Origin of the sequence: Cupriavidus sp. DB3 (genome assembly GCF_020418465.1) — a bacterium.
Classification (GTDB): domain Bacteria; phylum Pseudomonadota; class Gammaproteobacteria; order Burkholderiales; family Burkholderiaceae; genus Cupriavidus; species Cupriavidus cauae.
This window is the reverse complement of record NZ_JAIZPL010000003.1, coordinates 635,145-650,643: the sequence shown is the minus strand read 5'-3', so window position 1 is coordinate 650,643 and position 15,499 is coordinate 635,145. Positions and strand designations below refer to the sequence as shown.

At 68.5% G+C, this 15,499-nt stretch carries 11 protein-coding genes; 6 read left to right on the top strand and 5 right to left on the bottom strand.

The window, feature by feature from the left end; translation table 11 throughout:
- Positions 1-16 precede the first annotated feature (16 nt).
- The 5 genes from K7G19_RS12475 to K7G19_RS12455 all read left to right on the top strand — a co-directional run bounded on the left by K7G19_RS12475 (position 17) and on the right by K7G19_RS12455 (position 7,014).
- Positions 17-649 (top strand): hypothetical protein, encoded by a 633-nt coding sequence (locus tag K7G19_RS12475; protein WP_226107504.1) that lies wholly within the window; start codon positions 17-19, stop codon positions 647-649.
- A gap of 69 nt (positions 650-718) precedes the next feature.
- A complete protein-coding gene (locus K7G19_RS12470; RefSeq protein ID WP_149316985.1) occupies positions 719-2,194 on the top strand; it encodes a bifunctional 2-methylcitrate dehydratase/aconitate hydratase in 1,476 nt (491 codons plus the stop codon).
- Positions 2,195-2,461: 267 nt separating this feature from the next.
- Complete coding sequence (gene acnA / locus K7G19_RS12465; protein WP_226107502.1) at positions 2,462-5,167, top strand: aconitate hydratase AcnA; 2,706 nt, start codon at positions 2,462-2,464, stop codon at positions 5,165-5,167.
- A gap of 251 nt (positions 5,168-5,418) precedes the next feature.
- On the top strand, positions 5,419-5,568 hold the full coding sequence (locus K7G19_RS12460) for a hypothetical protein (protein ID WP_170265902.1): 150 nt from the start codon (positions 5,419-5,421) through the stop codon (positions 5,566-5,568).
- Between the two features lie 243 nt (positions 5,569-5,811).
- A complete protein-coding gene (locus tag K7G19_RS12455; protein ID WP_006579014.1) occupies positions 5,812-7,014 on the top strand; it encodes a DUF2863 family protein in 1,203 nt (400 codons plus the stop codon).
- Positions 7,015-7,125: 111 nt separating this feature from the next.
- Here K7G19_RS12455 and K7G19_RS12450 read toward each other — a convergent pair whose 3' ends face one another.
- Complete coding sequence (locus K7G19_RS12450) at positions 7,126-7,803, bottom strand: tRNA (guanosine(46)-N(7))-methyltransferase TrmB (protein WP_226107501.1); 678 nt, start codon at positions 7,801-7,803, stop codon at positions 7,126-7,128.
- A gap of 425 nt (positions 7,804-8,228) precedes the next feature.
- Here K7G19_RS12450 and K7G19_RS12445 point away from each other — a divergent pair, with 425 nt between their 5' ends.
- Positions 8,229-9,878 carry an ABC transporter substrate-binding protein gene (locus K7G19_RS12445; RefSeq protein WP_226107499.1) on the top strand — a complete coding sequence of 550 codons (1,650 nt, stop codon included), beginning with the start codon at positions 8,229-8,231 and terminating at the stop codon, positions 9,876-9,878.
- 146 nt (positions 9,879-10,024) lie between these two features.
- On the opposite strand, the gene K7G19_RS12440 is transcribed toward K7G19_RS12445, so the two are convergent.
- From K7G19_RS12440 to K7G19_RS12425, 4 genes are all read right to left on the bottom strand, one after another.
- Positions 10,025-10,939 (bottom strand): spermidine synthase, encoded by a 915-nt coding sequence (locus tag K7G19_RS12440; RefSeq protein ID WP_150084888.1) that lies wholly within the window; start codon positions 10,937-10,939, stop codon positions 10,025-10,027.
- Between the two features lie 80 nt (positions 10,940-11,019).
- The gene (locus K7G19_RS12435; protein WP_226107497.1) at positions 11,020-11,517 is read right to left on the bottom strand and encodes a DNA-deoxyinosine glycosylase; all 498 of its coding nucleotides are present in this window, start codon (positions 11,515-11,517) and stop codon (positions 11,020-11,022) included.
- An 89-nt stretch (positions 11,518-11,606) separates the two neighbouring features.
- Positions 11,607-13,526 (bottom strand): molecular chaperone HtpG, encoded by a 1,920-nt coding sequence (gene htpG, locus K7G19_RS12430; protein ID WP_226107495.1) that lies wholly within the window; start codon positions 13,524-13,526, stop codon positions 11,607-11,609.
- Between the two features lie 293 nt (positions 13,527-13,819).
- A complete protein-coding gene (locus tag K7G19_RS12425) occupies positions 13,820-15,370 on the bottom strand; it encodes a PLP-dependent aminotransferase family protein (protein ID WP_370639532.1) in 1,551 nt (516 codons plus the stop codon).
- Between the last annotated feature and the right edge of the window lie 129 nt (positions 15,371-15,499).

Genomic DNA, 15,499 nt, shown 5'->3' with positions numbered 1-15,499 from the left:
ATCGAGGAAGTATCCGATGAAACACCTCCTGCTCGCCGCCTGCCTCGGCGTCTTCACGCTGTCGGCCGGAAGCGCCGCCATCGCCCAGGAAACCGCCAAGAAGGCCAGCACGGCCAAGAAGAGCGCCGCCAAACCGAAGGCCAAGGCCAGCAGCAAGAAAGGCACGACCAAGACCGCGGCCGCGGCCCCGGTGGTGCCGGAAGGCGAGAAGTGGCAGTGCGAACTGGGCAAGTCGCTGTACGTCGCCGGCAACATGCTGCGCGACGAAGTGATCACCGTGCACTGGGATGGCCGTAACCACCGCCTGCCCCGCCAGGCCACGGTGACCGGCGCCGACCGCTATTTCGACCCGCAATCGGGCCTGGACCTGGTGGTGATCCCCAGCAAGGCCATGCTGTTCGACCGCAACCACGGCCAGCGCCTGGCGGACGAATGCCAGACCACCGCCATGCTGGCTGGCGCCGCCGCACCCACCCAGTCCGGCGCGCTGCGCGCCCCGGTGACCACGCCGCTGCTGGTCGCGCCGCAGACGTCTACGCCGGCCACGCCCGCCCAGGACGGCCAACCCGCCGCTCCGGCCGCTCCGTCGGCCGCCGCCCCGGCCGCGGCCGCCGGCGCCACCGAGCAGCAAGCGGCGCCGCGCCAGTAAGGCGCGGTACCCGGCCCCGCGCTCGCATGCCGCGCGGGGCCACGCAGCACCACACCGAGGAGAAGTGTCGTGTCCGCAGCCAGTCCGAATCTCCGTCCAAATCCCCATCCGCAGGCCCGGCCCGAGCCGGACCAGGTGCTGGTCGACATCGCCGACTATGTGACCCGGTACCAGGTCAAGAGCGCCCTCGCCTACGACACCGCCCGCAACTGCCTGATCGACACGCTCGGCTGCGGCCTCGAGGCGCTGTCCTACCCCGCCTGCACCAAGCTGCTCGGCCCGATCGTGCCTGGCACCGTCGTGCCGCACGGCGCCCGGGTCCCCGGCACCCAGTTCCAGCTCGACCCCGTTCAGGCCGCCTTCAACATCGGCACGATGATCCGCTGGCTGGACTTCAACGACACCTGGCTGGCGGCCGAATGGGGCCATCCCTCCGACAACCTGGGCGGCATCCTGGCCACCGCCGACTGGCTGTCGCGCCAGCGCGTCGCGGGCGGCAGGAAGCCGCTGACGATGAAGGACGTGCTGACCGCGATGATCAAGGCCCACGAGATCCAGGGCTGCATCGCGCTGGAGAATTCGTTCAACAAGGTGGGGCTGGACCACGTGGTGCTGGTCAAGGTCGCCTCCACCGCCGTGGTCGCGCAGATGCTGGGCCTGTCGCGCGACGAGATCGTCGATGCGCTGTCGCTGGCCTGGGTCGACGGCCAGAGCCTGCGCACCTATCGGCATGCGCCGAATACCGGCAGCCGCAAGAGCTGGGCCGCCGGCGACGCCACCAGCCGCGCGGTGCGGCTGGCGCTGATCGCCAGGACCGGCGAGATGGGGTATCCCTCGGTGCTGACGGCCAAGACCTGGGGCTTCTACGACGTGCTGTTCGACGGCAAGCCGTTCCGCTTCCAGCGCCCGTACGGCACCTACGTGATGGAGAACGTGCTGTTCAAGATCTCGTTCCCGGCCGAATTCCACGCGCAGACCGCGGTCGAAGCCGCGATGACGCTGCACGGGCTGCTGGACGGCATGGGGCGCACGGCGGCCGAGATCCGGCGCGTGACCATCCGTACCCACGAGGCGTGCCTGCGCATCATCGACAAGAAGGGGCCGCTGGCCAATCCGGCCGACCGCGACCACTGCATCCAGTACATGGTGGCGGTGCCGCTGCTGTTCGGGCGGCTGACCGCCGAGGATTACGAGGACAGCGTCGCCGCCGATCCGCGCATCGATGCGCTGCGCGAAAAGATCGCCTGTGTCGAGGATGCCGGCTTCACCGCCGACTATCACGATCCGGACAAGCGCTCGATCGCCAACGCGCTGACGGTCGAACTGACCGACGGCACGGTGCTGCCCGAGGTGGCGGTCGAATACCCGATCGGACACCGGCGGCGGCGCGAGGACGGCATCCCGCTGCTGGTCGAGAAATTCCGCACCAATCTGGCACGCCGCTTTCCGCCGAAACAGCAGCAGGCGATCCTCGACGTGTCGCTGGACCAGGCGGCGCTGGAGGCGATGCCGGTGCACGAGTACGTCGACCTGTATGTCATATAGCGTCGCCTCGGCCTCGCTGGATGCCGCTCCGGCGCTTCGGGTCATCATCCCAGAATGTGATTTGTTTAGCTCTTTTACTGGTATAGGATGCGCGAGGCCGAAGTGGCGTGCCGGTTGCCCGTGCCGAACGTGACGCATAAAGTAATGCTGATGCCGTCACGCCGGCGCTGCAGTCGCCGCCCGCCACGTCATGTCGATGCGCAGCGAAGTTCGCACAACGTCCGCACGAAGTCCCGCAAATAGCACCTCTTCGATTGGAGTCAGGCAATGCCCCACAACTTGAACGACACGCTCAAAGAATTCCAGATCGGCCCTTCCGCGAAGGGACAGTTCTACTCGCTGCCGCAGTTGGGCAAGACCCTGGGCGTCGCCATCGAGCGCCTGCCGGTGTCGATCCGCCTGGTGCTCGAATCGGTGCTGCGCAACTGCGACGGCAAGAAGGTGACCGAGGAACACGTGCGCCAGCTGGCCAACTGGGACCCGACCGGCGCGCGTGTCGACGAGATTCCCTTCGTGGTCGCGCGCGTGGTGCTGCAGGACTTCACCGGCGTGCCGCTGCTGGCCGACCTGGCCGCGATGCGCAACGTCGCCGAGAAGATGGGCCAGAACCCGAAGAAGATCGAGCCGCTGGTGCCGGTCGACCTGGTCGTCGACCACTCGGTGCAGGTCGACCACTTCCGCGAGAAGAAGGCGCTGGACCTGAACATGCAGCTCGAATTCCAGCGCAACAACGAGCGCTACCAGTTCATGAAGTGGGGCATGCAGGCGTTCGACACCTTCGGCGTGGTGCAGCCCGGCTTCGGCATCGTGCACCAGGTCAATCTCGAATACCTGGCGCGCGGCGTGCACCGCAAGGACGGCATCTACTACCCGGACACGCTGGTCGGCACCGACTCGCACACGACCATGATCAACGGCATCGGCGTGGTCGGCTGGGGCGTCGGCGGCATCGAGGCCGAGGCAGGCATGCTGGGCCAGCCGGTCTACTTCCTGACGCCCGACGTGGTCGGCGTGGAGCTGCAGGGCCGGCTGCGCGAAGGCGTCACCGCCACCGACCTGGTGCTGACGATCACCGAGATGCTGCGCCGCGAGAAGGTGGTCGGCAAGTTCGTCGAGTTCTTCGGCGAAGGCACCGCCAGCCTGTCGGTGCCGGACCGCGCCACCATCGGCAACATGTCGCCGGAGTACGGCGCGACCATGGGCTTCTTCCCGGTCGACGAGAAGACCATCGAATACTTCCGCGGCACCGGCCGCACGCCCGACGAGATCGCCGCGTTCGAGGCGTATTTCCGCGCCCAGGAGCTGTTCGGCATCCCGCGCGCCGGCGAGATCGACTACACCAAGGTGCTGACACTGGACCTGTCCACGGTGGCGCCGTCGCTGGCGGGCCCGAAGCGTCCGCAGGACCGGATCGAGATCGGCAACGTCAAGCGGACCTTCGCCGACCTGTTCAGCAAGCCGGTCGCCGAGAACGGCTTCAGCAAGGACCCGGAGGACCTGGAGCGCGTCTACAAGACCTCGGACGGCATTCCGGTGCACAACGGCGACGTGCTGATCGCGGCGATCACCTCGTGCACCAACACCTCGAACCCGAGCGTGATGCTGGCCGCCGGCCTGCTGGCCAAGAAGGCCGTGCAGGCGGGGCTGCACGTGGCGCCGCACATCAAGACCTCGCTGGCCCCCGGCAGCCGCGTGGTGACCGAATACCTGAAGGCCGCGGGCCTGCTGCCGTACCTGGAGAAGCTCGGCTTCGGCGTCACCGCCTACGGCTGCACCACCTGCATCGGCAATGCCGGCGACCTGACGCCGTCGCTGAACGAGGCCATCGTGCAGAACGACCTGGTGGCCGCCGCGGTGCTGTCCGGCAACCGAAACTTCGAGGCGCGCATCCATCCGAACATCCGCGCCAACTTCCTGGCGTCGCCGCCGCTGGTGGTGGCCTACGCGATCGCCGGCAACATCCTGTGCGACCTGATGACCGAGCCGCTGGGCAAGGGCAAGAACGGCCGCGACATCTATATCGGCGACATCTGGCCGACCTCGGACGAGGTCAATGCGCTGATGCGCTTCGCGATGGACGAAGAGACCTTCAAGGACAACTACGAGAAGGTCAAGAAGCCGAGCACGCTGTGGGGCAAGATCAAGGGCACCTCGGGCCAGGTCTACGACTGGCCCAAGTCGACCTATATCGCGCAGCCGCCCTTCTTCGAGAACTTCACGATGGAGCCCGACAGCGGCGCGCGCAGCATCCGCGGCGCCCGCGCGCTCGGCATCTTCGGCGACTCGGTGACCACCGACCACATCTCGCCCGCGGGCTCGATCAAGGACACCTCGCCGGCCGGCAAGTACCTGCTCGAGAACGGCGTGCTGAAGGCCGACTTCAACAGCTACGGCTCGCGCCGCGGCAACCACGAGGTGATGATGCGCGGCACCTTCGCCAACGTGCGCATCAAGAACCTGATGATCCCGCCGCGGGAAGACGGCACGCGCGTCGAGGGCGGCTACACGCTGTTCCAGCCCTCCGGCGAGCAGCTGTCGATCTACGACGCGGCGATGAAGTACATCGCCGAGGGCACGCCGACGGTGGTGTTCGGCGGCGAGGAATACGGCACGGGCTCGTCGCGCGACTGGGCCGCCAAGGGCACGCAGCTGCTGGGCGTCAAGGCGGTGATCGCGCGCAGCTTCGAGCGGATCCACCGTTCGAACCTGGTCGGCATGGGCGTGCTGCCGCTGCAGTTCAAGGGCGAGGACAGCGCGCAGTCGCTGGGACTGACCGGCACCGAAACCTTCGACATCGAAGGCATCGAGGGCGAGCTGCGGCCACAACAGGACGTCACGCTGGTGATCCACCGCGACGGCGGCCAGACCCAGCGCGTGCCGCTGCTGCTGCGCATCGACACGCCGATCGAGGTCGACTACTTCAACCACGGCGGCATCCTGCCCTTCGTGCTGCGGCAGCTGCTGGTGGCGTAAACGCCGCGCCATGAAGGCCGCGCCATGGCCCCCGGTGGCATTCGCCGCCCGGGGCGATGGCGCGGTCATCGCCTTGTCATGACTCCGTCATCGCCGCTTCATGGCCGCTGCATGGCCGCTTCATGGCCGCTGCATGGCCACTTCATGGCCGCATGTAAGTTCCACGCAAGCCTGCGCTGCCACACTCGGTCTCATCCATAGAACAGCGCGGCCCCGCCCTGGCGGCCGCCAACGAGACCTGGGAGACAAGCATGGCCAAGATCCTGATCGCCTTTATCGTCATCGCCGGCGCCGCCCTGATGCTGCTGATGCAGGGAGGCGGCGACGTCTCGATGGGTGGCGAGCAACACGGCACCGAGACCCACGCGCCGGCCTCGGGCGAGGCCAAGACCCAGAAGTGACCGGGCAGCCCTGACGGGCTTGTGGCAAGGCGGACACCGTTCCGATGCGTCGCCCGGCGGCACCGCGCCGGTCCGGCAGGCACCTGCCGTATCGCTTGCGGATGCGCACTCCATGCGGGCGATGCCGACACGCCGACGATGCGGCGCATGGCACATCCATCAGGGTTTGCCCATGTGTTGGCTGGGCCGTGTCAACGCAACGAGTAGAATACCGTTTTACCGAAAAACGGATGAACTCAGCATATGGCAGGTTTTCGCCCCAAGGCCTCTCAACGACTGTCGCCGGACGCCGAGCGTCTCGTCGCCGACGCGCTCGCACTCGATGCGTCGGGTAGCCGCATGGAGGACGCGTATTGGGAACGGCGCCTATCGCAACGCCTGGGCCGGCTGCTGAAAAACGGCAGCCAGTCGGCGCTGGACGCCGCGCTCGAGCATCTGTTCAAGCACAACGTCGACGCCTCCGACGTCCTCGCCGAGCAGGCCGAGACGCTGGCCGAGTCGGCCACCGTCGAGATCGACGGCGTGCGTTACGACGCGCTGCTGATCGCGGCGCCGATTCTCGCCCACACCCGCTACGCGATTCCGTCGGGCGCGCTCAAGCCCGAGCAGGCGCAGACGCTGGCCGTCCACCTGCAGGCCCATGTAGTGGCCTCGAATGCCCGCATGGCGCTGTCGCCGTATCTGTACAGCATCGACCAGTTGCCGCGCACCCATAGCGACACCTTCGCGCTGACCCACAAGCTGATCTCGGCCGCGCTGGCCGGCGTCGCGCCCAAGGTCGATCTGCGCGACCTGCCCGAGACCGCGCCCATCCTGGCCGATCCGCGCTATCTGCTGGCGGTGGTGGTCGCCGAGCACGAGCAGCCGCTGTTCCGCTGGCAGGAGGAATCGAAGGAGCACCATGCCGAGCGCTCGGTGTGCCTGGAGCAATGGCGCACCCAGGTCCAGCCCTCGCTGGCGCTGCTGCTGCCGGGCTGCGAGTTCGAGCTGCTGCTGCCCGACGCCTTCTTCCTGTCGTGCCGCGAGTCGGACAAGAGCATCCGTCCGCTGACCGTGCGCGCGGCGGTCAACTATCTGTGCGGCACGCTCGATATCACGGCCGGCCAGCTGGCGGCCGTCACCGCGGCCTTCGGCGAGGACGAGGTCGAGGAATACCGCGTCGCCTTCACGATGCGCGGCGAGAAGGACGTGATCTACGGCATCGTCTGGCCGGTCTACGGCCGCGAGTCGGGCGAGATCGACGACAGCGGGCAAGGCAATCCGCTCGAACAGATCTGCGAGGAACTGCGCAACGCCGGCGTCGACGACATCTTCCGCCACGCCTCGCTGTTCGATCCCGAGTACTGCGAGGACTGCGGCACGCCGCTGTACGCGGACCGTTCCGGCGAGATCGTGCACGCCGAGCTGCCCGAGGACGCGCCGACGCAGCAGCCGCTGTTCCACTGAGCCGCGCGAGGCGGCAACGGAACGACCCGACGGCCCGCAACCTTGCGGGCCGTTGTCATTGCGGCGTGGCTCGTTGAGACGCGGACCGTTGCCCTTGCGCCGGGCCCGTTGTCATTGCGGCGCCGGCCCCTCGCTGACGCAGCGCCACAGCGGGTGGCCCGAGGCCTGGTACTTGCGCTCGAACGGCGTCATCGGCTGCGCCGGATGCCAGGGCTCGGTACGGGCGGGCCGGCCCACCAGCGCCAGCGCCTGCGCGAATTCGTCGATATACACCGGCCAGTTGCTGCGGCACTCCAGATAGTCACCGCAGGCGGCCAGCGCGGGAAACACCGCATGGCCGTGCCAGCGCCGTCCGAGATGCCCGATCTTGGGCCAAGGATTGGGATACAGCACGTAGTGGCGCGACACCGCGATGCGGTCGCGCTGCAGCAGGCGCCAGACGTCCACCAGATCGGCGCGCGCCCAGACGAAGTTGTCGGGCAGCGCGCCCTGCCACCAATCCTTGCCGGCGGTCAGCCGCTTCTCGGACTGATCGACGCCGATGACGAATTGGTCCGGAAAGGCCTGCGCCAGCCGCAGCGTGCTTTCGCCGACGCCGCAGCCGGCATCGAGGATCAGCGGCGCGCCGCCGGCGGCCTGCCAGCTGGCCAGCGCCGCGTCGAGCGCGCGCCGGCTGACCTCGCCGATCGGCTTGCGGAACGGTTCGGCGAGATGGCGGGCGACGCGGGTGGCAAGCTGGTGGTGGGCATCGGTCTGGGCCGACGCGATCGGGCGGGAGTTGGCGAACATGGGCGCGATTCTACCGGGCGGGCTCCGGCGGGCGCTCGTTGGTGGACGTGCTTCGGTGTTTCGGTGCTTCGGTGTTTCGGTGTTTCGGTGTTTCGGTGTTTCGGTGTTTCGGTGTTTCGGTGTTTCGGTGTTTCGGTGTTTCGGTGTTTCGGTGCTTCGGTGCTTCGGTGCTTCGGTGGATGGGCTTCGGTGGGACGCGCGTCGGTTCGGGCGCGCCGTGCCTGCGCGACCCCCGCCTGCAGTCGCCATAAGCATATGACGCACGCATCGCACGCCGGCCGCGATTTATCGGCACAATGCGCACGAAGCCATCCGCGAACCCGCCTGCCCGGCGTGGCCGCCGTCCTCCCCAATGCGTCGATGTGTCGATGCGGGGACCGGCAAGCCCGCCTCCCGCGCAGGCCCGTACCAGGAGCCAAGCAACGATGCCGCACCGCCACCGCCCCCTTCACAAGTCCCGCCAGACGACCCCCGCCCAACCGTCCCGCCGCGGCTGGCTGCGCACCAGCGCCGCGCTGCTGGCCACGCTGAGCGCCAGCGCGGCCTTCACGCTGCTGCCCGCGGGCGCCGCCCAGGCCGAGGACCTGCGCATTGGCCTGGCGGCCGACGTCACCTCGATGGACCCGCACTGGAACAACGCCGGGCCCAACAACGCGATCGCGCTGCATATCTTCGAGTCGCTGGTGTTCATGGACAAGAACGCCCGCTATATCCCGGGCCTGGCGTTGTCGTGGAAACCGATCGACGCCACCACCTGGGAAATCAAGCTGCGCCCCAACGTCAAATGGCACGACGGCTCGCCGTTCACCAGCGAGGACGTCAAGGCGTCGCTGCAGCGCCCCGAGAAGCTGACCAACGCGCCGGGCTCGTTCACCAGCTACACCAAGCCGATCGCGCGCATCGACACGCCGGACCCGCTGACGGTGCGGCTGACCATGAACGTGCGCAACTACGCCAACCTCGCCAACGACCTGAACAGCGTGCCCATCATGCCCAAGCGCATCGCGGCCACGCTGAACCAGACCGACTTCGACAGCGGCAAGGCGATGATCGGCACCGGGCCGTTCAAGTTCGTCCGCTTCGCGCGCGGCAGCGAGATCGTGATGGAGCGCAATCCGGACTACTGGGGTCCGAAGCCCGAGTGGGACCGCGCGGTGTTCCGCATCATCACCGACAGCGGCGCGCGCACCTCGGCGCTGCTCGCCGGCGATGTCGACGTGATCGAGAGCGTGCCGTCGGCCGACGTGGCCAAGCTGAAGAAGGATGCGCGCTTTCGCATCGAGCAGCAGGTCTCGTGGCGCACGATCTTCTGGCAGATGGACCAGTGGCGCGACGATCCGCCCTATGTGACCGACCGCGCCGGCAAGCCGCTCGGCAAGAACCCGTTCAAGGACGCGCGCGTGCGTGCCGCGATCAGCCATGCGCTGAACCGCGACGCGATCGTCTCGCGCATCATGGAAGGCCTGGCGGTGCCGGCCTCGTCGATCGTCTCGCCGCAGATCTTCGGCCATCCGGGCACCAAGCCGGACGCCTACGATCCGCAGCGCGCCAGGCAGTTGCTGGCGCAGGCGGGCTATCCGAACGGCTTCGGGCTGACGCTGCATGCGACCAACAACCGCTATCTGAACGATGCCGCGGTGGCGCAGGCCACCGCCAGCATGCTGACGCGCATCGGCATCCAGACCAAGGTCGAGACGATGCCGGTGGCGGCGTACTTCACGCGCGCGCGCCAGGGCGATTTTTCCTTCCAGATGCTGGGCTGGGGCTCGGCCGCGGCCGACGTCGCGCTGCGCTCGATCACGGGCACGCCCGATCCCAAGACGGGCTACGGCACGTGGAACTGGGGGCGCTACAGCAATCCGCAGCTGGACAAGCTGATCGAGACCTCGCTGACGACGATCAGCAGCGACAAGGCGCGCGAGGAGAACGCGCGCACCGCGGCCAGGTTCGCGCTGGCCGACCACGCCATCATCCCGTCGCACAGCCAGCTGGCGATGTGGGCGATGCGCAAGGGCGTACGCTACGAAGCCCGCACCGACGAATGGTCGCTGGCGCAGTTCTTCCACAAGGAATAACGGCGGGCGGAGGAACCACCTCGCTCTCCCCGACTCTCCCACCCCTCTCCCCCCTGATCGGGAGAGGGAGAACCCCTGAGCAGAAATCCGGCGAGAGGCGCCCCTCTCCCGCGCGCGGGAGAGGGGCCGGGGGAGAGAGCCGCGGCTTAAATCCGCAGCCGCTCTTCCTGCCGCGCATTCGCGCGGCGCAAGCCCTTGACCCACTGCCGCGCCGGCAGCCCGGTCGCTTCCTGCACCACGCGCGCGCGCTGCTCCAGGGTCTCCCAGTCGATATCGATCGCCGGCCCGTTGAAGGCCAGCGCGATCACGTTGCCGTCGTGCACCTCCGGGAACACCAGCACGCGGTCCTCGAACGCCTCGCAGATCCGCACGATGTTCTTCGGGAAGCTGTCGTGGTCGCCGAACAGGTTGATCGTCATCACGCCGGGGGCCTTCAGCACGCGCCGGCAGGCCTTGTAGAAGGCCGTGGTGTCCAGCACCGGACCGCGCGCGGTGGCGTCGTACAGATCGACCTGCAGCACGTCGTGCGCGCCAGTGCTCGCGGGGTCCATCACATAGTCCCAGGCGTCCTGCTCGCGTACCGTCAGCCGCGCATCGTCCTCGCGCAGGCCGAACATGCTGCGCCCGGCGACGATCACGGCCGGATTCAGTTCGACCGCGGTCACGCGCGCCCTGGCGAAATGCCGATGGCAGAACTTCGTCAGCGAGGCCGCGCCCAGCCCAAGCTGCGCGATATGGAAATCGCGCTGCGACGGCGACAGGAACAGCAGCCAGGCCATCATCTGCTGCGCGTATTCGAGCTCGATCGCGTCGGGCTTGCGCAGCCGCATCGCGCCCTGCACCCACTCGGTACCGAAATGCAGGTAGCGCACGCCATTCCATTCGGAGAAGGTCACCGGCGCAAAGCGCGGCGTCATCCGTTTCTCGTCGCGGCGATCCTCCGCCGCACCGAGATCGGAGGCGGTGTCGCGATCGTGGCGGCGCGCATTGCGCTCCCGTTCGCCGCGCGCGGGACGGCGGGAAGCCACGGCTTCGATCGATTTTCGTTTCAACAGGGTCATCAGTCAGCAATGCGGCAGGCTACGGAAAGACAGCCCGGGTCCAAGGCGTCCAAGGAGTCCGACGGGCGGTCCGCGTCAAATCACGGCCGCGATTGTGACAGAAGCGCGCGCCACAGCTGCAGCTTCTGCTCGAAGGTGCGCGCGGCATGGGCGGGGCTCGACGAGGGCAGCACCACGGTCTCGTAGCCGGCCGCGGCGAATTGCGGCGCAAAGCGGCCGGATGTGCCGCCGTTGAAGCCGACGCGGCGCAGCGCCGGTGCAAGCTGCCGCAGGCGCTCGAAATCGTTCGCCTGCGGATGGCGGATATTGGAATCGAGGCTGCCCGGGCGCACGCAGGCGCCCAGCACGTCCCAGATGCCGACGCGATGTGCCAGCACGCGCGTCAGCCGCTCGGCATAGGGCAGCTCGGGCAGCGGCTCGCCGAGCAGCGCCCCCAGCAGCGGCCAGAACTGGTTGCGCGGATGCGCGTAGTACTGGCGCGCCGCCAGCGAGGCGGCGCCCGGGAAGCTGCCGAGGATCAGCACGCGGGTATGGCGGTCGATCACCGGCGGCAGACCTTGCTGCAGGTCCGCCGGCATCTCCGGTGTTGCAACGGGCGTTGCACCGGGTAGTGCCCCCGCTGCCGCCTCCGGTCGCGCCGCCCGTGGCGCCCCACGCCGGGCCGGCATCAGGCCAGCAGCTTGTTGATCCGCTGCACGTAGGCCGCCGGATCCTCCAGCATGCCGCCTTCGGCCAGCAGCGCCTGGTCGAACAGCACGTGCACGCGGTCGGCGAAGGCATCGGCATCGCCATCGGCCCCGGCGCCCGCGAGCTGGCGCAGCTTGCCGACCAGCGCATGCGACGGATTCAGTTCGAGGATCGGCTTGGTCTGCGGCGCCTTCTGGCCGGCCTGCTTCAGCAGCCGCTGCAGATAGCCGCTGATCTCGCCCTCGTCCGACACCAGGCACGAGGCCGAGTCGGTCAGGCGCAGCGTCACGCGCACGTCCTTGGCCTTGTCGGCCAGCACTTCCTTCGCGCGCGTCAGCACGTCCTTCCATTCGTCCTCGGCCTTCTGCTGCTCGGCCTTTTCCTCTTCGTCGGCCAGCGCGCCCAGGTCCAGGCCGCCGCGCGCGACCGACACCAGCTCCTTGCCGTCGAACTCGTTCAGGAAGGACAGCATCCACTCGTCGACGCGGTCGGTCAGCAGCAGCACCTCGATGCCCTTCTTGCGGAACACCTCCAGATGCGGGCTGGCCTTGGCGGCATTCCACGTGTCGGCGGTCACGTAGTAGATCTTGTCCTGGCCTTCCTTCATGCGGCCGACATAGTCGGTCAGCGACACGGTCTGCTCGGCCGAGTCCTGGTGCGTGGAGGCAAAGCGCAGCAGCTTGGCCAGCCGCTGCTGGTTGGCCGTGTCCTCGCCCAGGCCCTCCTTGAGCACCTGGCCGAACTGCTGCCAGAAGCTCGCGTACTTGTCGCGCTCGGCCTGGTCCTCGCTGTCGGCCATCGCCTCGAGCATCGACAGCACGCGCTTGGTGCTGCCCTCGCGGATCGCCTTGACGTCGCGGCTTTCCTGCAGCAGCTCGCGCGAGACGTTCAGCGGCAGGTCGGACGAATCGATCACGCCCTTGACGAAGCGCAGGTAGTTCGGCAGCAGCTGCTCGGCGTCGTCCATGATGAAGACGCGCTTGACGTACAGCTTCAGGCCGCCGCGATGGTTGCGGTCCCACAGGTCGAACGGCGCGCGCGCCGGGATGTACAGCAGCTGCGTGTATTCGTTGCGGCCTTCGACGCGGTTGTGCGTCCACGCCAGCGGCTTCTCGTGGTCGTGCGCGATGTGCTGGTAGAAGGCGACGTACTGCTCGTCGGTGATGTCGCTCTTGGCGCGGGTCCACAGCGCGCTGGCCTGGTTGACGCTCTCCCACTCGCCGGTGCGCTTGTACGCGCTGGTGTCGGCGTCCCAGACCTCCTTGGGCATGCGGATCGGCAGCGAGATATGGTCCGAGTACTTGCGGATGATGTCCTTGAGCTTCCACGCCGACAGGAAGTCGTCCTCGCCCTCGCGCAGATGCAGCGTGATGGCGGTGCCGCGCTCGGCGCGCTCGATCGCATCGACGGTGAACTCGCCGTCGCCGCCGCTCTCCCAGCGCACCGCCTCGGAAGCGGGTACGCCGGCGCGGCGGGTCTCGACCGTGACGCGGTCGGCGACGATGAAGGCCGAGTAGAAACCGACGCCGAACTGGCCGATGAGCGCGGCGTCCTTCTGCTGGTCGCCCGACAGCTGCTCGAAGAATTCCTTGGTGCCCGAACGCGCGATCGTGCCCAGGTTGCGGATCGCCTCGTCGCGGCTCATGCCGATGCCGTTGTCGGTGATCGTGATGGTGCGGGCCTTGCTGTCGGTCTCGATGCGGATCGCCAGGTCGGCGTCGTTCTCCAGCAGCGCGGGATTGGCGATCGCCTCGAAGCGCAGCTTGTCGGTGGCATCCGAGGCGTTCGAGATCAGCTCGCGCAGGAAGATCTCCTTGTTGCTGTACAGGCTGTGGATCATCAGATGCAGCAGCTGCTTGACTTCCGCCTGGAAGCTCATCGTCTCGTGCGTGGCGTTCATGGTTCTCCTCGTGAATGGATCCGGGCGCCGCCGCCGCGCAGGGCGGCAGCGCCATCGTGCAATTCGCGTCGCCGCGGCGGGCTTGGCATGGCGCTGGGCCAGGGCCGGCATGGCCGCGCCGGTGGCGGCCAGATAGGGACGCCCCGGCGGTTTTTCAAGTGGTGGCCGCGGCACGGCGGGGGCGGCTCGGTGGTGGCCGCGGCACGGCCCGGGGCGGCTCGGTGCCCCCCAAGCCAAGGGCGGGGCCCCGCCACGGCCAGGGGGACGCGGCCCGGCCCCGGCCCCGGCTCCGGCTACAACCGGTCCAGCTGGCGCGCGAGGAAATCGAGCATCTGCGGATCGTGGCCGCAGGCGACGTTGAAGCGCATCCAGCCCGACGGCAGCTGCGACGGCGAGAACAGGCTGCCGGGCGCGAACAGATAGCCCTCCTCGTGCCCCGCGGTGGCGATCGCATTGGTATCGCGGCCGGTATCGGCCCACAGGTACATGCCGGCATGCTGGCCCGGAAACAGCGTCAGGCCCAGCTTCTCCAGCGCGTGCCGGGTCTCGTCGCGGGCGCGCTCGAGCCGGTTGCGCACGCGCTCGACGTGCTTGCGGTAGTGCCCCTCGGTCAGCACCTTGTACAGCACGCGCTCGTTGATCTCCGGCGTGGCGAGCCCCGCCAGCAGCTTGGCGTCGGTCAGGCTCTGCACCAGTTCGGGACGGGCCGCGACGAAGCCGACCCGCAGATTGGCCGCCAGCGTCTTGGAGAAGCTGCCGAGGTAGACCACGCGCTTGAGCTGGTCCAGGCTCGCCAGCCGCGTGGCCGGATGGCCCGGCGGGCACAGGTCGCAGTAGATGTCGTCCTCGACCACCAGGAAGTCGTACTGCTCGGCCAGCCGCAGCAGCTGGAAGGCCTTGGCGGCCGACAGCGAGGTGCCGGTCGGATTGTGCAGCACCGAATTGAGGATCAGCAGCCTGGGACGGTGGGCCTGCACGATGCGCTCCAGCGCTTCGAGGTCCGGGCCCTCCGCCGTGTACGGCACGCCGATCACCTGCGCGCCCTGGGCGGCGAAGCGGGCGAACATCACGAACCAGGCCGGATCGCCGACCAGCACCGGATCGCCAGGCCGGACATACAGGCGCGCGATCAGGTCCAGCGCCTGGGTGATGCCCGAGGTCAGCAGGATCTGCTCGGGCGCGGCGCCGATCTCCAGTTCGGCCAGCCGCGTGCGCAGTTGCTGGCGCAGCGGCAGGAAGCCCTCGGGCGTGCCGCTGGCGAGGAAGTGGCTGCCCGGCTGGCGCGCCAGGCCGCGCAGCGCGCTGCCGATCAGCTCGCCGTCGAGCCAGTCGTTGGGCAGGAAGCCCAGCCCCGGCGCCTTGCGCGGCTCGGCCCGGTGGAACATGTTGCGCAGCAGCCAGGGCACGTCGATATTGCGCGACCCATGCGGCGCCGGCGGCGCGGCCTCGCTGGGCAAGCCCGCGCCCAGGCCCGGACCGATGCCGGGCCCGCGCTCGCGCACGAAAAAGCCCGAGCCCCGCCGCGATTCGAGGTAGCCCAGCGCGACCAGCCGGTCGTAGGCCTCGACCACGGTAAAGCGCGAGATGCCCTTGTCCTGCGCGAGCTGGCGGATCGACGGCATGCGCATGCCGGGGCGGAACACCCGCTCCTCGATCCGCATCCGCGCCCATTCGGTCAGTTGCCCGACCAGCGTCATCTGCGCCGACGGCACCGGGTCGGGCAGGCTGCCGGCGGCCGACAGCTCGCCGGATGCCGTGGGGGCCGACGGCAACACCAGCCGCAGCGGACGGCGGCTGCCGGCACGCGCGGCCTTGCCGGCAGCCTCGGCCTTCGCTTCGCCCATCGCGTGCCCGGCTGGCGGCGCTGGTTCGGTCTCGCCGTGCGGCGATCCGGCTTGGTTTCCTGTTTCCATGGACGGCCCCCGAAAACTGTACTGAGGATCAGCAGAATAACTGTATCGGTACTGTACCGA